Source organism: Rhodococcus sp. P4_C10 (assembly GCF_056402135.1).
Map to the genome: position 1 here is coordinate 187,447 of NZ_JBFUHZ010000006.1, position 20,782 is coordinate 208,228.

The 20,782-nt window shown below is 68.5% G+C and carries 24 protein-coding genes; 11 read left to right on the forward strand and 13 right to left on the reverse strand.

The features are described 5' to 3' along the window. The first annotated feature begins 118 nt into the window (after positions 1–118). Entirely contained in the window at positions 119–742 is a 624-nt protein-coding gene (locus AC1DWC_RS05265) for an IMPACT family protein (protein ID WP_477906482.1), read from the forward strand. 24 nt (positions 743–766) lie between these two features. Here the strand turns inward: AC1DWC_RS05265 and AC1DWC_RS05270 are convergent, their stop codons facing one another. From AC1DWC_RS05270 to AC1DWC_RS05280, 3 genes are read right to left on the reverse strand one after another with little or no spacing between them, the layout of a single operon-like run. Further along, entirely contained in the window at positions 767–1,801 is a 1,035-nt protein-coding gene (locus AC1DWC_RS05270; RefSeq protein ID WP_477906483.1) for an aldo/keto reductase, read from the reverse strand. After that, on the reverse strand, positions 1,798–2,232 hold the full coding sequence (locus AC1DWC_RS05275) for a MerR family transcriptional regulator (protein ID WP_072846848.1): 435 nt from the start codon (positions 2,230–2,232) through the stop codon (positions 1,798–1,800). Before AC1DWC_RS05275 ends, AC1DWC_RS05270 begins: the two co-directional genes overlap by 4 nt. 11 nt (positions 2,233–2,243) lie before the next feature. Then, the gene (locus AC1DWC_RS05280) at positions 2,244–2,762 is read right to left on the reverse strand and encodes a cysteine hydrolase family protein (protein WP_477906484.1); all 519 of its coding nucleotides are present in this window, start codon (positions 2,760–2,762) and stop codon (positions 2,244–2,246) included. Positions 2,763–3,019: 257 nt separating this feature from the next. On the opposite strand from AC1DWC_RS05280, the gene AC1DWC_RS05285 reads away from it, so the two are divergent. The 3 genes from AC1DWC_RS05285 (at position 3,020) to AC1DWC_RS05295 (ending at position 4,929) form a co-directional block, all read left to right on the forward strand. Beyond that, positions 3,020–3,928: a hypothetical protein gene (locus tag AC1DWC_RS05285; protein WP_477906485.1), complete on the forward strand. Its 909-nt coding sequence runs from the start codon at positions 3,020–3,022 to the stop codon at positions 3,926–3,928. Between the two features lie 170 nt (positions 3,929–4,098). Further along, positions 4,099–4,440 (forward strand): ArsR/SmtB family transcription factor, encoded by a 342-nt coding sequence (locus AC1DWC_RS05290; RefSeq protein ID WP_477843800.1) that lies wholly within the window; start codon positions 4,099–4,101, stop codon positions 4,438–4,440. A 3-nt stretch (positions 4,441–4,443) separates the two neighbouring features. Next, the gene (locus tag AC1DWC_RS05295) at positions 4,444–4,929 is read left to right on the forward strand and encodes an SRPBCC family protein (protein ID WP_477906486.1); all 486 of its coding nucleotides are present in this window, start codon (positions 4,444–4,446) and stop codon (positions 4,927–4,929) included. Between the two features lie 101 nt (positions 4,930–5,030). Here the strand turns inward: AC1DWC_RS05295 and AC1DWC_RS05300 are convergent, their stop codons facing one another. Further along, positions 5,031–5,714, reverse strand: a complete 684-nt coding sequence (locus AC1DWC_RS05300) for a class I SAM-dependent methyltransferase (protein WP_477906487.1) — start codon at positions 5,712–5,714, stop codon at positions 5,031–5,033. A 168-nt stretch (positions 5,715–5,882) separates the two neighbouring features. On the opposite strand from AC1DWC_RS05300, the gene AC1DWC_RS05305 reads away from it, so the two are divergent. Further along, positions 5,883–6,692: a class I SAM-dependent methyltransferase gene (locus AC1DWC_RS05305; RefSeq protein ID WP_477906488.1), complete on the forward strand. Its 810-nt coding sequence runs from the start codon at positions 5,883–5,885 to the stop codon at positions 6,690–6,692. A 26-nt stretch (positions 6,693–6,718) separates the two neighbouring features. On the opposite strand, the gene AC1DWC_RS05310 is transcribed toward AC1DWC_RS05305, so the two are convergent. Together AC1DWC_RS05310 and AC1DWC_RS05315 are read right to left on the reverse strand one after the other, a co-directional pair. Beyond that, entirely contained in the window at positions 6,719–7,342 is a 624-nt protein-coding gene (locus AC1DWC_RS05310; RefSeq protein WP_477906489.1) for a LysE family translocator, read from the reverse strand. 183 nt (positions 7,343–7,525) lie between these two features. Further along, positions 7,526–8,425, reverse strand: a complete 900-nt coding sequence (locus AC1DWC_RS05315) for a LysR family transcriptional regulator (RefSeq protein WP_477906490.1) — start codon at positions 8,423–8,425, stop codon at positions 7,526–7,528. Between the two features lie 79 nt (positions 8,426–8,504). Here AC1DWC_RS05315 and AC1DWC_RS05320 point away from each other — a divergent pair, with 79 nt between their 5' ends. Beyond that, positions 8,505–9,749 (forward strand): MFS transporter, encoded by a 1,245-nt coding sequence (locus AC1DWC_RS05320; protein WP_477906491.1) that lies wholly within the window; start codon positions 8,505–8,507, stop codon positions 9,747–9,749. A 511-nt stretch (positions 9,750–10,260) separates the two neighbouring features. On the opposite strand, the gene AC1DWC_RS05325 is transcribed toward AC1DWC_RS05320, so the two are convergent. Further along, on the reverse strand, positions 10,261–11,103 hold the full coding sequence (locus tag AC1DWC_RS05325) for a poly(ethylene terephthalate) hydrolase family protein (protein ID WP_477906561.1): 843 nt from the start codon (positions 11,101–11,103) through the stop codon (positions 10,261–10,263). Between the two features lie 132 nt (positions 11,104–11,235). On the opposite strand from AC1DWC_RS05325, the gene AC1DWC_RS05330 reads away from it, so the two are divergent. Then, positions 11,236–12,612: a flavin-containing monooxygenase gene (locus AC1DWC_RS05330; RefSeq protein WP_477906492.1), complete on the forward strand. Its 1,377-nt coding sequence runs from the start codon at positions 11,236–11,238 to the stop codon at positions 12,610–12,612. A 130-nt stretch (positions 12,613–12,742) separates the two neighbouring features. Here AC1DWC_RS05330 and AC1DWC_RS05335 read toward each other — a convergent pair whose 3' ends face one another. Both AC1DWC_RS05335 and AC1DWC_RS05340 read right to left on the reverse strand, forming a co-directional pair. Beyond that, complete coding sequence (locus AC1DWC_RS05335) at positions 12,743–13,231, reverse strand: SRPBCC family protein (protein WP_477906493.1); 489 nt, start codon at positions 13,229–13,231, stop codon at positions 12,743–12,745. Between the two features lie 108 nt (positions 13,232–13,339). Further along, complete coding sequence (locus tag AC1DWC_RS05340; protein WP_477906494.1) at positions 13,340–14,140, reverse strand: lysostaphin resistance A-like protein; 801 nt, start codon at positions 14,138–14,140, stop codon at positions 13,340–13,342. Positions 14,141–14,346: 206 nt separating this feature from the next. Here AC1DWC_RS05340 and AC1DWC_RS05345 point away from each other — a divergent pair, with 206 nt between their 5' ends. Continuing rightward, positions 14,347–14,733 carry an HsmA family protein gene (locus tag AC1DWC_RS05345; RefSeq protein ID WP_072846856.1) on the forward strand — a complete coding sequence of 129 codons (387 nt, stop codon included), beginning with the start codon at positions 14,347–14,349 and terminating at the stop codon, positions 14,731–14,733. A 45-nt stretch (positions 14,734–14,778) separates the two neighbouring features. Here the strand turns inward: AC1DWC_RS05345 and AC1DWC_RS05350 are convergent, their stop codons facing one another. The 3 genes from AC1DWC_RS05350 to AC1DWC_RS05360 form a co-directional block, all read right to left on the reverse strand. Continuing rightward, complete coding sequence (locus AC1DWC_RS05350; protein ID WP_477906495.1) at positions 14,779–15,642, reverse strand: SDR family NAD(P)-dependent oxidoreductase; 864 nt, start codon at positions 15,640–15,642, stop codon at positions 14,779–14,781. A gap of 72 nt (positions 15,643–15,714) precedes the next feature. Next, the gene (locus AC1DWC_RS05355) at positions 15,715–16,629 is read right to left on the reverse strand and encodes an NAD-dependent epimerase/dehydratase family protein (protein ID WP_477906496.1); all 915 of its coding nucleotides are present in this window, start codon (positions 16,627–16,629) and stop codon (positions 15,715–15,717) included. A gap of 39 nt (positions 16,630–16,668) precedes the next feature. Next, positions 16,669–17,487: an SDR family NAD(P)-dependent oxidoreductase gene (locus tag AC1DWC_RS05360; RefSeq protein WP_477906497.1), complete on the reverse strand. Its 819-nt coding sequence runs from the start codon at positions 17,485–17,487 to the stop codon at positions 16,669–16,671. Between the two features lie 257 nt (positions 17,488–17,744). On the opposite strand from AC1DWC_RS05360, the gene AC1DWC_RS05365 reads away from it, so the two are divergent. Then, positions 17,745–18,515, forward strand: coding sequence for an IclR family transcriptional regulator (locus AC1DWC_RS05365; RefSeq protein WP_477906498.1), 771 nt, complete (start codon positions 17,745–17,747; stop codon positions 18,513–18,515). A gap of 379 nt (positions 18,516–18,894) precedes the next feature. After that, the gene (locus tag AC1DWC_RS05370) at positions 18,895–19,335 is read left to right on the forward strand and encodes a DUF7832 domain-containing protein (RefSeq protein ID WP_477641358.1); all 441 of its coding nucleotides are present in this window, start codon (positions 18,895–18,897) and stop codon (positions 19,333–19,335) included. 4 nt (positions 19,336–19,339) lie between these two features. Here the strand turns inward: AC1DWC_RS05370 and AC1DWC_RS05375 are convergent, their stop codons facing one another. Then, positions 19,340–19,543, reverse strand: coding sequence for a hypothetical protein (locus tag AC1DWC_RS05375; RefSeq protein ID WP_477906499.1), 204 nt, complete (start codon positions 19,541–19,543; stop codon positions 19,340–19,342). 726 nt (positions 19,544–20,269) lie between these two features. Between AC1DWC_RS05375 and AC1DWC_RS05380 the strand changes: the two genes are divergently transcribed. Beyond that, on the forward strand, positions 20,270–20,767 hold the full coding sequence (locus tag AC1DWC_RS05380) for a TetR/AcrR family transcriptional regulator (protein ID WP_477906500.1): 498 nt from the start codon (positions 20,270–20,272) through the stop codon (positions 20,765–20,767). Positions 20,768–20,782: the final 15 nt, after the last annotated feature.

The window sequence follows — 20,782 nt, forward strand, 5'->3', positions numbered from 1 at the left end:
GTCGAGATGAACCCACCGGGTGGATGGGTGTCAATTCGAGAGACGCATTCAGTGGTTGTGTTCGAGTCCGGCTTCGGTGGGGTGCGCACGTAGGGATGCACCCGGGGGAAGATGGCTCATGCCCTTCACTCTGCCTGCAGGCACCGACATCCTGGTCGAGACCGAGGTCAAACACTCCCGGTTCATCGCGGTGCTGCGGCGTGTCGACCGAGCAGCCGAGGCGCAGGACTTCCTCGACGAGCAGCGACGCCGGTATCCCGATGCGCGGCATCACTGTTGGGCCTATATCACCGGAAACGAGCCATCGGAGCGGGCCGAACGCGCGGGGGACGACGGGGAACCCGGCGGAACCGCCGGGGTGCCGATGCTGCAGGTACTGCGCACCCGGGACCTGGTCGACGTCGCAGTAGTCGTGACGCGGTACTTCGGCGGTGTCAAACTCGGCGCCGGTGGGCTCGTGCGGGCGTACTCGGGGGCGGTGGCGGCGGTGGTCGACGCGGCGCCACTGGTCGGCCGCCAACGCCTCGAGCTGCTGACGCTCGAGGTCGGTCACGACACCGCGGGCAGGGTGGAGGCCGAACTCCGCGGTCGCGGAGTCGCCGTCGTCGACACCGACTACGGCGCGGCCGTCACCCTCACCCTCGCCACCCGGGACCCCGCCCGGCTGGCCGACACGGTAGCCGAAATCACTGCCGGCGCAGGCGAGCTCGTCCCGGCGGGTGCGCGGTGGGTGGACGTGTGAGCAGGCCGCGAGCGTATGTTCACGTCACTCTCGCCCCGCCGAGATCCATTGCGGTCCATTGAAGGTCAGGTTGCGATCGCCGGTGACCAGATCCGCCGCGCCGTCGAGCCTCGACATCTGGTCGTCGCCGAGCGACACCCGGACCGCGCCCGCGTTCTCGTCGACCCGCGCCGCCCGGCGGGTACCGGGGATCGGCGCGACCGGCACACCGAGCCGCTCGCCCTGTGCCAAGAGCCATGCCAGCGCCACCTGCGCCGGCGTGGACGACGCCTCGTCGGCGACCGCGCGCACCACGTCCACGACGACCTGGTTCGCCTCGAAGTTCTCGTCGAATCGGGGCTGTCCCTTGCGCATCGAACCGGACACGCTGTCCTTGGTGAGCGTGCCGGTGAGGAATCCGCGACCGAGCGGCGAGTAGGGGACGAAACCCGCCCCGACCTCGATCGCGGCGGGCACCACCTGACGCTCGACATCGCGCGACCAGATGCTCCATTCGCTCTGCACCGCGGTGATCGGATGCACCGCCGCGGCCGCACGCAGCTCGTCGCCGGTCACCTCGGACAGTCCGAGGTGCCGCACCTTGCCCTCCTCGACCAGTTCGGCCATCGCGCCGACGGTCTCCTCGATCGGCCGGCCGAGCTCACGCCGGTGCATGTAGTACAGGTCGATGACGTCGGTGCCGAGCCGCCGCAGCGAGGCCTCGCACGCCGACCGGATGTAGTCGCGGTCGCCGCGGGTCGGCGTGTCCCCGGGCTGGTCGCCGATTCTTCCGGTGATTCCGAACTTGGTCGCGAGCTGAACCTCGTCGCGGCGGGTGCGCAGCACCTGGGAGATCAGTTCCTCGTTGGTGCCCGCAGGCCCGAGCGCGTCCGGGCGGGGTCGGCCGTACACGTCGGCGGTGTCGATGAAGGTGACGCCGATGTCGAGCGCGTGGTGCAGGGTGGTCAGCGCCTCGGACGGATCGGTCGGCCCGTAGACGTGACTCAGCGCCATCGCGCCGAAGCCGATGCGGCTGACCGCCAGCCCGTGGCCGAGGTCGACCGTCGATGCCTGACTCATAGCGAATCTCCTTGTCGTTCGAGAACGGTGAGGTCGGTGATCGGCGCGTTGCCGCAGTCCAGGCCGCGGTCGATCAGCCCTCGGTAGTGCTCGACCTTGTCGTCGATCGCGCCGAGGTCCTGGTGCAGCTGGTCGAGTTGGGCGAGGACTCGTTCACGATGCGCGAGCAGCAGCGTCATCCGGCGTCCGTGGCTGGCTGCGCCCTCCTCGTAGAGTTCGAGGAACCGCCGGATCTCCGCCACCGGCATGCCGGTGCGGCGGAGCCGAATGATCAGCTGGATCATCCGCAGTGAGGCGTCGTCGTATCGGCGGCGCCCGTCGCTCCCGCGCTCGACCCGCGGGATCAGACCCTCACGCTCGTACCAGCGAAGCGTGTCGCGGGTCAGCCCGGTCGCCTCGGAGACCTCCGCGATGCCCAGTGCCGTCGTCATGGGTACCGACGCTAGGTGCTGGAGTGCACTCCAGCGCAAGCGTCGGCTCGGATCACCGTGATTCCCTCCTTCGCCAGTGCGGCCAGCGCCCGGCGATGGGACCCGGCAGTCGTGCCCGCGCAGGCATCGGCGACGACGGACACGCGGTACCCGAGCGCGCGAGCCGACCCCGCCGCGAGCGCAACCCCGTGCTCGGTCGCGATGCCGGTGAGTACGACATCGGTGATCCCACGCAGGCGCAGGTTCGTGTCCAGGTCGGGGTTGGTGAAGACGTCGCGCTCGTACTTCGTCAGCACCAGATCGCCCTCGTCCGGCGCCAACCCCGGATGAAACGACGCGCCGTGGCCCGCCGGATCCGACCGCATCGGATCGGCCGGGTCCGTGCTCACGTACCGGGTGCACACAACCGCCGCTCCCTCGGTCCGAAGCCGGGCGCGGGCCGACGCCGCCCGGCCGACGACCTCGCGGTCGTGCGCCAGCGCGACGATCCAGTGCTGGAAGTCGATCTCGATCAGTGCGGTGGTGGCCATTCGCGGCACGCTAGCGGCTGGAGAGCGCTCCAGCGCAAGCCCCGTGCGCCGGGTCGGCTCACCCGAACCGGGGCAGTCCCCACCGGGAGCGCCACGGGGAGGTGGTCGTCGTCCACTTCCGCTGTGGCGGTTCCGGTATCGCCTGCTCCCCAGCGTCTCCGCGCGAGTCGACGTGGGTCTTGACACGACGTCAGCCGCGGCCGTTGACTGGGACGCAAGCTTGTGTTGGCTCGCCCGACGGTCTGGGAGGTTGACGTATGCGCGGCACAGGGTTGGCGGGTCCGGGGCATCGACGCGGCGCATCATCCCGCCGCAGGACCGTCGCGGTACTGGCACTGGTTGGAGCGTGCATCCTCTCCCAGGCGACTACCCAGACGGCCGGGGCCGAACCAGCGGCAGGGAACGTCGACACCGGGTTCGCGATCCCCTTTGCCGGGGCGCCCGGCTACGAGCACCTGGCGCCGACGCAGGTGACCAGCCCGGGTCAGCTCAACGAGCCACTCGGACAGCAAGCGGCGGACGAGATTGCCGGCCAGGTGGGGCTCAGCAGGGCCGACGCCCTGTCCGAGCAGCAGTATCGCGACCTCGTCGCCGGCGGCGGAGTCGGCGGCAGCCGCGAGGCCGGCGAGGTGATCGATGCATGCGCCCGGATCCTCACCAATACGACCGGTCGTCCCCTCTACGCCGACGTCGACGGCCACCCCGCACCGTCGGTTCTGGCCAGCTACGGGCTCTACGTGAACACCGGTGGGCTGCTGGAGAGTCCGGCCAACGCGGCCGCGCCGACGCGGCAGGTGAACTCATTGATCGCGCCCGGCGGTTTTGTGGGCACGTGGTTGAGGGACAACGGTGCGACACGGACCCTGACAGCGCTCTACCGGTCGGCGTACACGGTGCAAGCGGTGTACGGCTTCGCGGCGCAACAGATTTCGGGCACAGCCCAACTGGTGACCAACACCAAGGGGGATGTGAGCTCGGAGGTGGGCATGTCGATGGCGCCGCCGCTGTGGATAGTGAACTTCGCCCTGCTCTACATCTTGAAGCCTTCCCTGGCCGCCGCGATGCCCGCCCACTGGGCCCCCATTCCCTCGGCGGTTGCCGACGCCGTGAGGTCGAGCCCCACCGGCCAGGTTCCTTTCAGCGACTATGCGTCCTACTTCCGTTGATTCGATTCCGAAGCCCCGGCGAGGTCTCGTCGTTCACCGGCGGTAGGTCCGGCACGCCGAGCTGCTCGGCGGTCAACCCTGATGGGACCGGTCGCTTGGGGTTCGTCGGCCCGCGCCAACGCCGCGCCAGGGGTTGACAACTTACAACCAGTTGGTTGTATGTTTGTTGGGTGAACGGAGACGACGAGGACCGCGCGGACGCCCTGTTCCGTGCGCTCGCCGACCGGACGCGGCGCGACATCATGCGTCGGGTGCTGGCCGGGGAGCACTCGGTTTCCGCGCTCGCCGCGAAGTACGAGATGAGCTTCGCCGCGGTGCAGAAGCACGTCGCCGTGTTGGAGAAGGCCGGCCTGATCACCAAGCGACGCAGCGGTCGAGAGCATCTCGCCAGCGGCGACGTGACGGCGTTGCGGTCGGTGGCGGCCATGCTCACCGAGTTGGAGCAGGTGTGGCGCGGCCGCATCGCACGTATCGACGAACTCATCGCGTTCGACTCGCCCAAGGAGGGCTGAACCATGCCTGTGACCGACGTCCAGCAGGACCTCGACAACCGCACCCTGACCATCACCGCAGACTTCGCCGCGCCGGTGGAGCGCATCTGGCAGGTCTACGCCGACCCGCGCCAGTTGGAGAAGGTGTGGGGCCCGCCGACCTACCCGGCGACCGTGGTCGACCACGCGCTCGCGCCGGGCGGCCGCGTCACGTACTTCATGACCGGCCCGGACGGCGGCAAGTTCGCCGGCTACTGGGAGATCTCGGCGGTCGACGAGCCGACGAGCTTCTCGTTCGACGACGGTTTCGCCGACGAGGATTTCAACCCGAACCCCGCGATGCCGGTCTCGAAGAACGTCTTCACCTTCGCCGAGCACGACGGCGGCACGCGCGCGACCTACGTGAGCACCTACGAGTCCGTCGAGGCGTTGCAGCAGGTGCTGGACATGGGTGTGGTCGAGGGTGCCTCGTCGGCGATCAACCAGATCGACGACCTGATCTCCGCCTGAGAGCGCGCCGGCGCCGGACCGTCCCCAGGGTCTCGGGGGCGGTCCGGGCGGATCGCCGGCCGGCTGACCCCGAGCATCGTGGTAGCCGGTGCCGCCACCACCTACGTCGCCGCGAAGCACCGGTGATGGAGTTCGAGCGTCGACTGGCCCAGGGGCGCGGAGATCAACCGACGAGGGGCTCGGTGACCGAGTGACAGGGCGCCCATGATCTTCGGGGCGCCCTTCTCGTAGAACGTGTCGAGATCGCGGATCTCGAACCCGGCTGCTCGCACGAGAGCTGGGATCTCGCGGGTGAGGTGACAGCCGCCCGCAAGGGCCCTCTGGATCGGTTCGAGGCGGTGCTGCCAGCGTCGGACCTTCTCGTGCGGGGCACGACCGTGTTCGACGAAATGCAGGGTGCCGCCCGGCTTCAGGACCCGCCGCACCTCGCGCAGGGCGGCGTCCACGTCGGGGATGGTGCACATCGTCCAGGTCGACAGTGCGGTGTCGAAGGTGTTGTCGGGGTAGGGAAGTGATTGGCCGTCCAGCCCGGAGCGTTCGACGGGGACGGGGGAGGCCGCGAGTCGGCTGCCGGCCAGTTTCCACGCCAGGTCCGCGGGTTCGACGGCGCCGACGGAATCGACGGTGGAGGGGTAGAACGGAACATTGAGACCGGACCCGAACCCGATTTCGATCACGCGACCGTGCAGTCCGGCGCACACCCGCTTCCGTGACGGTTCGGTCAATGACATCCCACACGAGCTGTTCACCAGTCGTGGAACGATCTGATCCCCGTAGAACCCCATGGCAGCCTCCCCATTGCTCGCAATTCCCGCCTGTCCCAGCATTCTACGGTCACGCAGGGCATTGGGCCGGCGACTTGCGTTGCGCGGGCGGGCTCGACGGCGCATATCGATAATCTTGCATTATGGGATTGCAATCCCACTGAATGAACGAATGCGTACGCTTGAGCCATGGGCAACGAGGAAACCGTTTACACGCACGGTCACGACGAGTCCGTGCTGCGCAATCATCGATGGCGGACGGCCGCGAACTCCGCCGCGTACCTGGTGCCGAGCCTGCGGCCGGACATGACCCTCCTCGACGTCGGATGTGGTCCCGGGACAATCACCGCCGACCTCGCTGGACTCGTCGCTCAGGTCACCGCCGTCGAAAAGACCGACGGCGCACTCGACCTCGCCCGGGAGGAATTCGCGCGGCGTGGCGTCACCAACGTGGAGGCGGTCGTCTCCGACATCCACGCGCTCGATTTCCCCGACGACACCTTCGACGTCGTCCACGCCCATCAGGTCCTGCAACACGTCGGCGACCCGGTGCAGGCGCTGCGCGAAATGGCCCGCGTCTGCCGGCCGGGTGGCATCGTCGCGGCCCGTGATGCCGACTACGGCACCTTCACCTGGTACCCCGAGAATCCCGAGCTCGACCGGTGGCTGTCGCTCTACAAGGACATCGCCCGCGCGAACGGCGGCGAGCCCGACGCCGGCAGGCGCCTCCGCGCCTGGGCGCACGCCGCCGGCCTCGACGACGTGGTCACAACGGCGAGCACGTGGTGCTTCTCGTCCGACGACGACAGGGAATGGTGGGGCGGGTCGTGGGCCGACCGGGTCCTGCACTCGAACTACGCCGACCGGGCCGTCGAACTGGGACTCGCCGCCCCGGATGACCTCGCGCGCCTCTCGGGAGGCTGGCGAACTTGGACCGCCGACGACGACGGTTGGTTCGCCCTGCTCCACAGTGAGATCCTCTGCCGCGTAAGCGTGTAGCGCCCGCGGCAACCAGGCCGGGGTACTCAGTCCAGCGCCATCCGCACCGCGAATACTCCGAGTATCCCCCCGGCGAGCCACTTCTGGATGCTCAACCAGACCGGCCGCCGTGTGAGAAACGACGAGATGGACGACGACGCCAGAACGATCATGGCATTGACGGCCACCGCGACCAGGATCTGGATGGTTCCCAGGAGGAGGGACTGCTGCCAGACGGGGCCGCGTGACGGATCGACGAACTGCGGGATGAGTGCGACGTACATCAGGGCGATCTTCGGATTGAGGATGTTGGTGACAAATCCCATTCCGAAGAGTCGGAAACTGCTGTGGCGCTCCAGTTCTGAAACTTCGAACGCGGACCTTCCGCCTGGTCTGAGCATGCGCCACGCGAGATAGCCCAGGTAGGCCGCGCCGGCAATCTTGATCACGACGAACAGTGCGGGGACAGCGAAGAACACGGCGGTCAGTCCCAGTGAGGCAGCGGTCAGATAGGCGAGGAAGCCGACGGCCACCCCGCTGAGCGACATCATTCCCGCACGCCGCCCCTGGCTGATGCTGCGAGAGGCGAGGTAGATCATGTTGGGTCCCGGGGTCAGGACCATTGTCAGGGCAACGAGTGCCACTCCTGCCATCGCGGCCGTTGTCACCATCGTCAATTCCTTTGACTCGTCATGCGGACTCGTCGAGTCAACCTCGGGTGGGTTCCGGCGCCAAGATCCACTTGGGAGTGAGTGGACTGCCTGGTCGGCCGCCGGGCCCACCTGCTCGAGGTCGGGCGGTCCGGAGGTCGGCGCGGCCGCTGTTCGCGTGGGCGGCCGCGGTCTCCTCAGCGGTCAGCTTCCGGGTGTGGACTGCAGGTCCTCCTCCGCGACCCCCAGCCCGGACAGGTAGGCCGCGGCCGCCGGCGCCGGCCGCAGCCGGCTCCACACCAGGTGCTCGATCCTCGTCGGGGGGTCGAGCAGTTCGACGACACACAGGTCGGGGAACTGCGACACCACGGATGCGGGCAGCAGGCCGATGCACAGGCCCTGCCGAATCAGGCGGGCGAAGAAGTCCACGGCCATCACCTCGAAGGCGACCTCGCGCCGAACGCCGGCCGCCGCGAAGGCCTCGTCGGACTGCGCGCGGCCGCCGGATCCCGCCGGGAAGTCGACGAACGTCTCGCCGGACAGCCGGCGCAGGTCCACCCCGCGGTCCTCGGCCAGCGGGTGGCCCGCCGGCACCAGCGCAACCAATTCGCCACGCGCAAGCTCGATTCTTCGCACCCCCGTCGGCTGGATGCCCGGTGCCAAACCGAGGAAGGCGACGTCCAGGGCGCCCTGCCGGACGTGGTCGACCAGGTCGCCGCTCGCGCCCATCCGCAGGCTGATCCGCACCTGCGGGTGGAGCGAACGGAAGTCCCTCAGCGACGCGGCGAGGTCGATCGCGCCGACAGTCGGGATCGCGCCGATCGCGAGCCGGCCGCGGATCTCGCCGGCGGCGGCTGTGACCTCCGCGCGGGCTCGTTCGGCGGCTTCCACGCTCTGCCGGGCAGCGGGGAGAAATGCCTCGCCGGCGGGTGTGAGTTGAACTCTACGGCTGGTCCGGTCGAAGAGCTTGGCGCCGAGTTCGCGCTCCAGGCGGGCAATCTGGTGACTCAGGGCGGACTGGACCACCAGGCAGCGCTCCGCGGCCCGGGTGAAGTTCTTCGTCTCCGCGACGGCGATGACGTAACGCATCTGCTGCAGCTCCATCCATCTATCTTGAATCACGATCGTTCCGGTGACAAACATGTGTTGGACTCATTGATCAATCCTGGCCAGGCTTGCGTGCATGACGAACTCGATGACGCGAACCGGGCAGCGCGGCCCCGTGGACGCCCCGGAGGCCGGGGGAGGGCTGAGCCGGGGGCTGCTGCTGCTCATGTCGGTCTCGACCGGCCTCGTGGTGGCGGGCAACTACTTCGCGCAACCGCTGCTGGACGTGATCCGCCGGGACCTCGAACTCAGCCCGTCGATGGCGGCGCTGATCGTCACCGCCGCCCAGGCCGGCTACGCCGTGGGTCTGATCCTGCTGCTTCCGCTGGGAGACCTCCTGGAGCGGCGCCGCCTGACGGTGGGGTTGTTCGGCGCCACCGCGGTGTTCCTGCTGATGTCGGCCACCGCGCCCAACGGCGCCGTGCTCCTGACGGGCACCGCCCTCGCCGCCGTGACCTCGGTGTCGGCTCAGGTGCTTGTGACATTCGCCGTTGCCCTCGCGTCGCCCGAGCATCGCGGCCGGGTGGTGGGGACGGTGATGAGCGGACTACTGCTCGGAGGCCTTCTGGCACGGACGATCTCGGGGGTGTTGTCCGAGTTCGGGGGCTGGCGGACGGTCTACTGGGTCAACGCGATCCTGCTGGCCGTCGTGGCGGTGTTGCTGTGGCGCGTCCTGCCCCGACTGCACACGCCCGCCGGGATGTCCTACCCCGCCTTGCTCCGCTCGACCGTGGTCCTGTTGCGGACCGAACCCGTACTTCGTTGGCGTGCAGGCATTGCCGCGCTCTCGCTCGCCTCGTTCAACGTGTTCTGGACTGCGGTGACCTTCCTGCTGGTCGGGGACCACTACCGGTGGTCGGAGGCGGTCATCGGACTCTTCGGACTGGTCGGTGTCGCGGGGACGATCGCCACCCCGGTGGCCGGCCGGCTCGCCGACCGCGGATACGTGCACTGGGTGGCGGGGGTGGGCACGGCGCTGCTGGCCCTGTCCTGGATCGCCATCGGCGCCGGTGGGACTTCGCTCGTGTGGCTGCTCGGCGGAGCGATCGCGTTGACCGTTGCGCAGCAGTCCGTGCTCAACAGCAACCAGAACGTCATCTACGCGCTCGCTCCCGAGATCCGCAACCGGCTGAACTCCGCGTTCATGACGGCGTTCTTCGTTGGCGGCGCCGTCGGCTCGGCGATGACCGCCGTCGCCTGGGTGCGTGGTGGATGGTCCGGGGTGAGCGTCCTCGGCGGAGCGTTGGCCGGCGCCACCTTCCTGGTGTGGGTCGCCGAACGCGTGAGCACCGCGCGGCGTCGTCCGACCCTGTCGGCGTGATCGCACCGATTCCGGGCGGTCCGGTATTCCATTCTCAATCCGGTAGGAGTGAAACAACGAGGGCCGTGAGGCCGAACTGGTCACGGCCACGAAGGTGCTGCTGGCCGGGCTCGCCCGGACCGGTGTCAGGTTGCTCGTCGTGGGTGGCGCCGCGACCCTGACCATGCCCGGCACGGCCGGCGTAACGGTGATGGACGACCCCGAGTTCCCCGCGACGTTGCTCGGCATCGCGCGGGCGTGCGCCGACCAGCTCGAGGCGTGCCGCGCCGATACCGGCACGGACTGGGCATACCTGAGCTCGCCCGCCCTGCTGGAGCCGGGAAGGCGCACCGGCCGGTACCGGTTGGGCGCGCACGCCACCGACACCGGCACCGCTGGCCGACGTGGCCACCACGGTCGACATCGAGGGCGGTCACCCGGTCGATGCCTCGCGATCGTCACCGCCGCGGGCGACCGTTCCAGCAGGCCGGACGTCGACGACGCGATCGACGCCGCGCCCCGAACCGTCGATTCACAAGCCCTTGACCGCAGTCCCGTCCCACCGTGGATCGGCCAACAGTTCCGGTGCCGGACCGACGAAGGCGCGCGCGGCGTCGGTGTCGCCGGTGAGGGTGAAGCGCAGCCACGCGGTGAGGTACCCGCGGAATCCACCTCCGTCGGTGGGCCAGTTGTGCCCCACCCCCAGCAGGCGGCCGCGAGCCGCGGGCACCGGGCTCACGGCGTGATAGGCGGCCTGCGGTATGGCCGTCGAGACCGGATCCTCTGCCCCGGTCAGGTAGAACACCGGACCTGTCAGGCGAGTCACGTCGACCACGTCGACGGGCCGGGTGGCCCACCAGGGATCGGGCAGGTCGAGCACGGCGGTGGAGGTGATGAGTCCGTCGGAGTCGGTGCTGGCATTGATCGACCCCCCGGCGCCCTGCGAGTGTCCGACGGCGGCGACGTTTGCGACGTCGATGCGATCGTGAAAGACGCTCTCCGGGTTGTCGTTCTGCGCCAGGATGTACCGCGCTGCCGCCAGGATCTCGGTCCCGTCGCCGGTGACGCTGCTGTCGGCGACCACGACGACGAAGCCCCAGGAGGCCAGGTGGCGTAGCAACTCCTCGTACTGCTCGTACGTCGCGTGGCTTCCGTTGCCGAAGGTGACCACCGGATGGCGCTCGGGGCTGGTGGCGATGTCGGCAGGGTGGAACACCTGGTATCCGGGCACCGCAACCGATGTGACGGCACGGAGGCCGGTGGCCGCATAGCACTCGCTGACGGATTGCCGTTCCGGAGCGGCGGGAGCCGCCGGCGCCGCTGGACCTGCCGCGGGAACCGATGCGAGGACCGGGGCTGAGAATCCGGACGCCATCGGGATCGCGATGATCGCGGCGAGGAGCAGTGTCCGGGTGTGTCGGGTGGTGGGTAGCAGAGGTCGCCGTATCGTCACGAAAACCCATCCTACCCAGCGTCGGTGGCGGAATCTCGTGCGAACCTGGCCGCCATGCCCAAATCTGTCAAACCCCGGCACAGCGCCCCGGCCGCCGCCACCCCGGCTCCGAACGTCGAGACCCTGCCTCGCGTGTGCGTCATCGGTGCGGGATCGTCGGGCATCGCCGCGGCCAAGGCGCTCCACGTCGCCGGAATTCCGTTCGACTGCTTCGAGCAGGGAAGCGTGATCGGCGGCAACTGGGTCTACGACAACCCGAACGGGGTGTCCGCCTGCTACGAGACACTGGAGATCAACACGTCCTGCCCGCGGATGGCGTACTCGGACTTCCCGATGCCCGCCGCCTATCCGCCCTACGCGCGCCACGACCAGGTCCGAGCCTACTTCGAGTCCTACGTAGAGCATTTCGGGTTCCGGCACACCATCACGTTCGGCACCACCGTCGAGCAGGTCGAGCAAGCCCCGGACGGCACGTGGTCGGTCCGTACGACCGGCCCCGCCGGCGAGCGCGTGGAGAGCTACGACGCCGTGCTGGTTGCGAACGGGCACCACTGGGACCCCCGCTGGCCGGGCCCCACTCCGGGGACCTTTGCGGGCGAGCAGATCCACTCCCACGACTACCACACCGCCGACCAGCTCGCCGGCCGCGACGTGGTGGTCGTGGGCATGGGGAACTCGGGTCTCGACATCGCGGTCGAGGCGTCCAAGGTCGCGCGCAGCACCACGCTGGCGGTGCGGCGCAGCCACTGGGTGATGCGCAAGATGCTGCTCGGCAAGCCCGCCGACCGATTTGTGATGCCCGGCTGGGTACCCGGCTGGGCGATCTCTGCCGGGCTCCGCGTCACCGCCCTCACCGCCGGTGGTGACCTGACCCGTTACGGGCTTCCGCGGCCGACGCATCGGCCCGGTCAAGCGCACCCGGTGCAGTCCGAGCAGATCCGCGCGCGACTGCGGGCCGGCGCGATCAGCCCACGCCCGAAGATCGACCGGTTCGACGGCGACACAGTCATTTTCGAGGACGGGACCCGGTCCCGGGCCGACCTGATCGTGTGGGCCACCAGTTACCGGGTGAGCTTTCCGTTCTTCGACCCGGAGCTCGTCGCCGCCCCCGAGAACGACCTGCCGCTGTGGAAGCGAACTGTGCACCCGGATCTTCCCGGCCTGTACTTCGTCGGGCTTCTGCAGCCGCTCGGCGCGGTGATGCCGCTCGCCGAGGCGCAGAGCGCGTGGATCGCCGAGACCCTCGCCGGCCGGTACCTACCGCCGCCGGACGCCGAGATCCGGTCGCAGATGACGGCCGAGCACGATCGCGCCAAGCGGCGGTTCTACAACTCCCCACGGCACACCATGGAGGTCGACTTCGAGCACTACCTCTGGAGTCTCGACCGGGAGCGACGGCGCGGCGCCCGCCGTGCCGGCGCCACGCGCTGACCGGCAGTGCGAGGGGCACGCGCGGTCATGGTGACCGGCCCACAACGGGATGAACTTGGGTGGTGGACCGGCCGACAGTCACGCCTGACGAGGGCGTCGGATCACACAGGTATGCCGACGGTCTGGTACGTCAGCTGGCGAGCTGCTTGAGGACCGCAAGGTTGGCGGCCATGCCGTCCCGCCACACGGCCAGCCGGTGGGCGAGAATCGTGCCCTCCTTGTCCGGGTACTGCTCGATGAAGTCGGAAAGCGGTGACCGCCCTGTGCCCGCCTTTGCCCACTGTCGAACGACGGCGCCGTCGCCGTCGGAGTCGACCTCGAAGCCCCAGACTGCCAGCGGCTCGTCCGCTGGGCCCACACGCCACACCCAGCGACGGCCCTCCTCGACCTCGATGATCTCCGGCTCGGTGTGCCACTCTCCGGCCTGCGGGTTGGCGTTGTACCCACGGAATCGAGCGCCGACGGCGACCCCGTTTGCCCCGTCCAGCCACTCCACCCGCTGCAGTTCGCCGTCGGCACGGGTGGGCAGTTCGATGTCGGTGATCAGCGCCCAGGCGTGCTCGGGACTGCAGTCCAGACGTTCGGCGACCTCGACGGTTGGGGTATCGCGCAGACGCATGAGGCTCCTCCGGGCTGGATTCGGTGTTCGGGGGCAAGGCGGTGCCGATGCTATGTGAGAAGAGAAGGAAGAGGAGAGAGGGGTTCACCAACGGCGGGTCGTGTTGGGTCATATGTGGATTGGGGCCGCTCTGGCCGTGTCCACGTTCGCCGAGCCTGAGCGGCCTCTGAAGGTCCTGACCGCCGCGATCGCGGCGGCGCAGCACGCCGCGCCGACCGCCATCGACATCCAGAGCAGCGGCTCCCGGCCGCCGGCATCGCCGAACGCCAGCAGCCCCAGGTTGACGACGGCATGGAACAGGGTGGCGACAAGCAGGTTCCCGCTGCGGTACGGGTCCAAGAGGACCGCCAACAGCACCGACATGGCAATCGTCGCCATCAGGAAGGCGGCCGCATACGCGATCCCGACCGTGAAGATCTGCACATGCCACACCCCCCACACGGTCCCGACCAGCACGCCGGTGACCAGTACGGAGTACCTGCTGCGCAGGTAGGGCTGCAGGAAACCGCGCCATCCAATCTCTTCGCCGCAGGCGCCGACACACTGCGCGAGGACGAGCAGTCCGATCGGCGCCGACCCGGCGTGCACCGCGGAGAGTCTGACGCTGCCGCCGAGCGCGGCCAACACCACCGCGGGCAGGGCCAGGACGACGAGCACCGATCCGGCGGCGGTGGCCGTCAGAGCCGTGTCGGGCCGCCACAGACTCATCTCGAGCGGTGCAGCCCACCGGCCCCGCCACGCCAGCAGGACCGCCCCCGCCGCGACCGCGGGTGCGAACTGCACCAATTCGAGCAGGTCCGGATCGGGGCCGGTCGCGGACTGCGTGGCGACGAGGATGCCGCCGACCAGAAACACGACGAGCGTGTAAACCGTTGTCGGCGCGCATATCCGGGGCGGTGGTGAAGTCATGCGTCAGAGCCTCCCGCGGCGCCCCCGGGAGCACATCAACCCTCGGTATCAACCGTTCCTGATGCCCGGGGGTCATCCCGCCGCCTTTCAACGCTCGCCCCCACGAGCGTCTCGTCGAGAGTTCTCGCAGATCCTTGTCTCAGCTTTCGGCGACAGCGGCAGCGAGGCGTCGCGGATCGGCAACAGGCCCCGGCTAGTCTCGGGGCATGCTGGCCACCGCGATCATCGTCATCACGTTTGCCCTAGTCTTCTATTCAATCGGCGTGTGGTCGGAACGCATCCAAAAGACCCTGAAGTGGTGGCATGCCGGCGCCTTCACGCTCGGCCTGGTCTGCGACGCCACCGGTACCTTCCTGATGAGCAAAATCTCCGACGAGTCATCGGAAGCCGGAACATCCACGTTTGACCAGATCATGATCGTCACCGGAGCCTTGGCGATCGTGCTCATGGCCATTCACCTGGTGTGGGCCGTCATTGTCCTGCTCCGCGATCGCCCCTCCGAGAAGGCAAAGTTCCACCAGTTCAGCCTGGTCGTGTGGTCGATCTGGCTGGTGCCCTACTTCACGGGGGCCATCGGCGCCATGACCGGCTAGCGTGTGCTCAGCCACGGCCGAAGAATGACGCTCGTTGCCCGCGGGTCAGCGGCCCCGGTGGTTCGGCACCTGTCCCGCGAGCAGCATCTCCACGGTCTCGTCGCCGAGCTCCTCCCGCAGCCGGCTCGTGACGTCGGGCGCCCTGCGCATGTGGGCGCCGCCGTCGACGGTGATCGCCGTGCCGGTGACCCAGGACGATTCCGGGCCCGCGAGAAACCGGATGGCGCCGGCGATGTCGGTCGGCACGCCGAGTCGCCCGAGTGGGGTCTGCTCGAGGAAGGCAGTCGGCCGGCCGCCCTCGAAGCTGGCGGCGACCTTGGGGTTGTCCGGTGAGTTCACCAGGCCTGGCCTGATGCAGTTGATGCGGATGCCGAGGTGGCCGAATTCGTCTGCGGCGGTGCGGATGAGTGCCTCCAGTCCGGCCTTGCCCGCGCAGTAGCCGCTCATGTACGGAAAGGTCTGGGCGGCGATTACCGACGAGGTGAACACCATCGATCCGCCGCCCGCCCTCGCCATGGCCGGCACGCAGGACTTGATCGCGACGAACGCGCTGGTGATGTTGACCTGCAGCTCGTTGGTGAAGTCGCGCGCGTTGTTCATCAGCAGCGGCGTGGTGCTGCCCCGGCCGACCGTGCTCACGCAGATGTCGAGTCCCGCAGCCCCGCCTGCCCTCGCGACGGCGGCGGCGACGTCGTCCTCGACCAGTGAGTCGCCGGCGATGTGATCGACGCGGGCGCCGTCGGGGGCATGCGATGCGAGTTCGGCCGCAAACGCCGCGATCCTCGACTCGTCCCGGCTCATGATCGTCACCGATGCGCCCGCCGACACGAGCGCTCGAGCCCCCTCGCCGCCGATGCCGCCGGCTCCGCCGATGACCAGCGCCGTCCTACCGCTCAGATCGAGCTTCATATGGGTGCACCTTTCGAGGTGGGCGGAGACTTGCAAGATTGTCGATTGTCGAGCGGGACACTCGTCGACGGATCAGCGAGATGCGGCTCGTACCACCCGGACGAGATCGTCGACTGCACGAGCGCAGTCGTCGCGCGCGTATCCGAGCCGGGCAGTGACTTCCGAGCCCACCTCGTATGCCAGCGTGTTGCCGCGACCCTGGACGATGAACGGGTCCGGCAGCAGCGGGTGTTCCTCGTCGCGCTCGTCGATGACCCGGTTGCCGCCCGCGGCATCGACGAGCATCTGAAAGAACTCGCGGAAGGTGAGATTCTGGTCGCCGACAAGGTAGGCCGCGCCCGGCTCGGCATTGTGCAGAGCGCCCCAGATCGCCTCCGCCAACGAACGAGCCGACATGTAGTTCGTCCCGCCGGCCGGGGCAAAGTCGGGAATCCCGGGCTCATCCCCGGCCGCCCACGAGATCATCCGGCGGTAGCGCTTGGCGGACGCACCGGGGACGGCACCGATGATGGAGGGGGGATTCAGGGTGGAGATGTTGAACGATTCGTCGGCGAGGGCGCAGGCCCCCTCGTCGGCCGCCTGCCGCGCGGCCACGTACGGGTTGTTCGAGGCCAGGTCGGGGCGGAGCTGGTGGTAGTAGCTTCCGACCTGTACGAAACGGGGAACACCGGCCTTCTTGGCGAGCGCCGCGAATCGCGGGACGCCGACGCTCTGCGTTCGCTCCCAGAACGGGCCGTCGTCGACGTCGGGGCCCTTGTGCCGCACGTCCTGGCCGGCAGCAAAGACGATCCCGTCGAACCCCGACAGCTGCTCCACCGTGAAGGACGGGCCGGTGTAGTCGCCGACCAACACGGGAAACCCGGCGACCGGGGAGTCATCCGCGATCGGACCGCGGGCAGCCAGGGTTACGTCACTGCCCCGTTCGCGCAGATGGAGGGCGGCGTGGGCACCGATCATGCCGGTGCCTCCGAGGACCAGAATCTTCACAGCAGTGGACCTTTCGAGTGTTAACCGATGAGAACAGGGTCAGGGGTTGCGAGGGCGGTTGGTCCAGCCGCCCGCGGCCCGCGGCACCCAGCCGCCCGAGCCGTGGGTTCCGCCGTCGACGTGGATGGTGCTGCCGGTGACGAAGCGGGACAGGTCGGAGGCGAGGAACAGCGCGGCACCCGCGACGTCCTCTGGCCGGCCCGGACCGCCGAGTGGGGACCAGGTGGGCCACAGGGGCAGATCCTCGGTGGGCACGATGTCGTCGTAGGGCACCTGCGCGGAGTCGATCAGGTCCGGGGCGATCGCGTTGACCCGGATGCCCGCCGGGCCCACTTCGGCCGCGAGCGAGCGGGTGAACTGCATCAGCGCAGCCTTGTACGCCGAGTAGACCGTGTGCCCGGGGATGGCCCGGTGCGCCTCGACGGTGGTGAGGTTGATGATCGTGCCGCTGCGTCCGCGTTCGGTCATTCCCGGCAGCAGCGCATGTGTCAGGCGGAAGGTGTGGCCGAGGTTGATCTCGTGTAGTCGGGACCACTGCTCGGCGGTGTCCGCGGTGAAGGGTTGCGGTCCGCGCAGGAAGTGTCCGACGTTGTTCACAAGGATGTCGGGCCGGTGGTCGATCAGCGCGGGGTGAACCTGCTGCGCGCAGACGTCGGCCTCGATCGCGTGAAGTCGCCCGCCCGCGGCGGGGTCGTAGTCGAGGTCTCCGACGGGGTCGACGTCGGCCACGAGGACGTCCGCGCCATGCGCGGCGAAGCTGCGCGCGATGGCCGCGCCGATGCCCGCTGCGCCGCCGGTGACGACCGCGCGCCGCCCGGTCAGCATCGCGCCGGGGGTGAAGGCTGCTCGGTGTGACATGCGCCCATCTCACACCGAGCGTCGCTCCGCGATCGTGAGGAATTCCCGATGAGTGAGAAACCCTGGTCGGACCCGGCCGAGAGGCCGCGATCGGCGCGGCGCTCGTCGTTGCCCGCGAAATCACCAGGAAGGGATCAAGGCAAGGTGCCGGTCCGCTCAGCGGGAGCCTTTTTCCTTGGCGCGTGACACTTTTGGGGCGGACAGCCGGATGTCCGGGCGTTTGACAGAATGGGGGCCGCCACCCGGATAGGAGCCCCATGCACACCGAAGACCTTGCCGGTATGCGGCCCCCTGCGGGGATCCACGCCGGCGACCCGTCGTACGCGGCGCGCCTGACGTTGATTCTCGGCGCGTTCGAGGGGCCCTCGTCGCACCTGCGCGCGGAGGATGTCGTGGCCAGGACGAGGCTGCCCCGATCGACCACCCATCGCATCCTGGAGCAACTGGCCCAGCTGCACTGGCTCACGCGCACGGGCCGGCTCTATCGTCTCGGCTGCCGGGCGCTCGAGTTGGGCGGTTCGGGCGGGCGCGACGACCTGCGGGCGGCGGCCGCTCCCCACCTCCATGATCTGAACATGGCGACCAAGCTCATCGCCCACCTCGCCGTGCTCGAGGGAACGGATGTCGTGTATCTGGACAAGGTGGGCGGACGTTGTGCGCCGACGATCCGCACCCGTGTCGGCGGGCGCGCCCCTGCACATCAGACCCCGGAGGGCAGGGCGGTGCTCGCGACACTGCCAATCGAGAAGGTCGATGCGCTCTACGCCGGGCGGAACGACCACGGGGTCGATCTCGGGGTTCTGCACGAGGAGCTCTTCACGATTCGTCGCCGAAATGGCATGTCGCTGATGTTCGGACACCTGGAGCGCCGCGAGTCCGCGGTCAGTGTGGCTGTTCGGGACGACGACGGTGGGCCGGTGTCCATGGCCTGCGTTTCGCTCCGCGGTCACGTCGACCCGGCGCGGCTGAACTCTCTGACCCCCGCCCTCACGGTGGCAGTGCGGCGGATCAGGGACGCCCTCGGGTAGGGCTTCCCGGACACCGCACGAGAGCGAAGGGAGGGCGTTCGACTTGCCGGTTCGCTCTGGGCTGCATGCGAATCCCTGGGATGACCAGTCGGTAGTCGCACTTGACGATGGCTCCTGATCACCTAAATTTGGATGAGTTCCATGTTGTTGCCGGTCAGGTGCGCGTTCAGGTCTCCGGCGGCCAGACCTCGGCGGAATCGCGGCGTCGGAGGAACATGTCCAGTTCGGCTCCGACGTACTCACGTACGAAGCGCATTCACTCTGGAAGGGCCCCGTTCCAGGTGATCGGACGGCTCCGCATGGCTCCTCTCGAGGAGTTGTGGCGACGATGTCGATCGTGGGGCACTGCAACGCGGGCCGAACCGAAGGAAGCGAATCCGTGACGAAGTACGACGACGCCGCCTGGCATTACGGCGGCGAGTTTCCCGACGATCTGCCGAATGCTGCCGGTGGCACTCACATCGGCATGTTTGCAGCGTGGTGCCTGTTGAGCGGCTTCGCGGGGGAGGACGTCGAGGACGAACTCGAACCGCTCGAGTCGCGGGAGGCGACGCCCGGCGCCTTTTTGATGAAGGTGCTCGACGAGAAGTTCGTCAGCGACGATCTCACCGCCGATGGCAGCGCCTTCGCCGTCGCGTACTACGCCGGCGAGAACGACGACTCCCGATTCATCGACGACTACCTCGACGCGTTCGACACCACCGCGGCGGATATCTACCGGGTCGAGGACAGCTGGGAAACGTACGTCGTGATCGCGGACCGGATCGACGCCCGCTTCCGCGACTGGGTGGACGCCGGACGGCCGCGCTACCTCGGCTAGCGGGTCACAGCAGCGTCAGCGCCGGCTGCAGCTCGCTCCGCTCCGCAGTGGAGGGGTTGGAGAGAGAAGTGGGGGTGCGACCGTGTTCGGCGAAATGCAGGGCGCCGCACGGCTTCTGGGCCCGACGCACCTCGCGCAGCGCGAAGGCGCCGTGCCCGATCAGCCACGTCAGCCGAAGCTCAGATGCGACGGCCGCGGGTGACGCCACCGTCGCAGCAGTCGCAGCCGAACCGGGGTATCTGTCCGAAGCATCGTTCAGTCGGGCATTCACCCGGACCGTCGGCAGCTCGCCGGGCGTAGTTCGCCGTGCTGCGCTGAACGAGCCGCCGGCCGGTAGTCGGTGATTGCTGAGCCGGTGCGGTGGGGCGCCCTGGCCGAACGCAGCACCAGGCCGCCGCGAGATCTGCTCCGGACTCCATGCCGTCGCTCACCGCCGGTCCTGCAGCATGCGGTGCTTCGAGTGGGTATTGCACCCCGCCGATTCTCATGCTGTCTCCGAGGTTCAGTAGCTCTCTTCAGAGCTGTCGAAAATCTCCAAATGTCACACATGGTTCATCGTGCCGGCGGTGAGAGTGAAGGGTGTTCACCAATGCGGTTCGTCTGGGCTGCATGCGGATTGGACAGGTTGATCAGTCGGTAGTCACAGTTGAGGAGAACTCCTGATCACACAAATCCGGTTCCATGTTTGCTGACGGCGGGCGCGTCCGAGTGGGGCATCGCCGCATCGAGCCAGGCTACCGTCGACCCGATTCGTCGGACACCAAGCGATAGATGGCGTACCCACCGAACGATGTGACCATGGCGACGCAGAGCAAGAGCAGAATGTCGAAGAGAATGAGCATGCGTTCCTCTCTTGGGTGCGGTCGGCTCGATTCGTTCTCCGTTCGGAGAATTTCTCCGCACGGAGAAGAAGGTAGCACGGTATCTTCTCTGCGTGGAGAAGTCGACGCGGGAGGCAATTCTGGACGCCGGGCTCGAGTTGCTCGGAAGGGTGGGGTTTCGAGGCTGGTCGATGCGTGGCGTCGAGGATGAGGCGGGTGTGCCCCACGGCAGCGCGCGGCACTATTTCGCGAACCAGCGGGGCCTGGTGTCGGAGTTGGTGCACCATTTGCTCGGCGGCGACCTGCCTCGGCCAGGGGAGACGCCGCGGCAGCAGATCGCACGGTGGTTGGGGCCGGAGTCGAGCCGGACCCGGGCCCGTTACGAACTGATCGTCGCGTCCTTCCACGATGCCGAGCTCGCGGCGGAACTTGTGCTCGGCCGGGATCGATTTGTCGCCACGTTGATGGAACGCGGTATGGCTCCCGTCGACGCCGCCGAGCTGGTCGCGGGGATGGACGGGCTCGTGCTGGATGCTCTGCTGCGGCGGAGGGTGCCGGAGACGGTGGATCCCGAGAGGATGATCGACCGGTTCGGTCCTTCGATGCGCTGAGCGGCGGGCGCGGAG

Excerpts from the sequence above, each read along its gene's own strand:
- AC1DWC_RS05310 (WP_477906489.1), bottom strand. The coding sequence starts at position 7,342 with ATGGTGACAACGGCCGCGATGGCAGGAGTGGCACTCGTTGCCCTGACA.
- AC1DWC_RS05280 (WP_477906484.1), bottom strand. The coding sequence starts at position 2,762 with ATGGCCACCACCGCACTGATCGAGATCGACTTCCAGCACTGGATCGTC.
- AC1DWC_RS05315 (WP_477906490.1), bottom strand. The coding sequence starts at position 8,425 with ATGGAGCTGCAGCAGATGCGTTACGTCATCGCCGTCGCGGAGACGAAG.
- AC1DWC_RS05270 (WP_477906483.1), bottom strand. The coding sequence starts at position 1,801 with ATGAGTCAGGCATCGACGGTCGACCTCGGCCACGGGCTGGCGGTCAGC.
- AC1DWC_RS05345 (WP_072846856.1), top strand. The coding sequence starts at position 14,347 with ATGCTGGCCACCGCGATCATCGTCATCACGTTTGCCCTAGTCTTCTAT.
- AC1DWC_RS05295 (WP_477906486.1), top strand. The coding sequence starts at position 4,444 with ATGCCTGTGACCGACGTCCAGCAGGACCTCGACAACCGCACCCTGACC.
- AC1DWC_RS05320 (WP_477906491.1), top strand. The coding sequence starts at position 8,505 with ATGACGAACTCGATGACGCGAACCGGGCAGCGCGGCCCCGTGGACGCC.
- AC1DWC_RS05365 (WP_477906498.1), top strand. The coding sequence starts at position 17,745 with ATGCACACCGAAGACCTTGCCGGTATGCGGCCCCCTGCGGGGATCCAC.
- AC1DWC_RS05275 (WP_072846848.1), bottom strand. The coding sequence starts at position 2,232 with ATGACGACGGCACTGGGCATCGCGGAGGTCTCCGAGGCGACCGGGCTG.
- AC1DWC_RS05335 (WP_477906493.1), bottom strand. The coding sequence starts at position 13,231 with ATGCGTCTGCGCGATACCCCAACCGTCGAGGTCGCCGAACGTCTGGAC.
- AC1DWC_RS05350 (WP_477906495.1), bottom strand. The coding sequence starts at position 15,642 with ATGAAGCTCGATCTGAGCGGTAGGACGGCGCTGGTCATCGGCGGAGCC.
- AC1DWC_RS05325 (WP_477906561.1), bottom strand. The coding sequence starts at position 11,103 with ATGGCGTCCGGATTCTCAGCCCCGGTCCTCGCATCGGTTCCCGCGGCA.
- AC1DWC_RS05340 (WP_477906494.1), bottom strand. The coding sequence starts at position 14,140 with ATGACTTCACCACCGCCCCGGATATGCGCGCCGACAACGGTTTACACG.
- AC1DWC_RS05305 (WP_477906488.1), top strand. The coding sequence starts at position 5,883 with ATGGGCAACGAGGAAACCGTTTACACGCACGGTCACGACGAGTCCGTG.
- AC1DWC_RS05300 (WP_477906487.1), bottom strand. The coding sequence starts at position 5,714 with ATGGGGTTCTACGGGGATCAGATCGTTCCACGACTGGTGAACAGCTCG.
- AC1DWC_RS05360 (WP_477906497.1), bottom strand. The coding sequence starts at position 17,487 with ATGTCACACCGAGCAGCCTTCACCCCCGGCGCGATGCTGACCGGGCGG.
- AC1DWC_RS05285 (WP_477906485.1), top strand. The coding sequence starts at position 3,020 with ATGCGCGGCACAGGGTTGGCGGGTCCGGGGCATCGACGCGGCGCATCA.
- AC1DWC_RS05265 (WP_477906482.1), top strand. The coding sequence starts at position 119 with ATGCCCTTCACTCTGCCTGCAGGCACCGACATCCTGGTCGAGACCGAG.
- AC1DWC_RS05330 (WP_477906492.1), top strand. The coding sequence starts at position 11,236 with ATGCCCAAATCTGTCAAACCCCGGCACAGCGCCCCGGCCGCCGCCACC.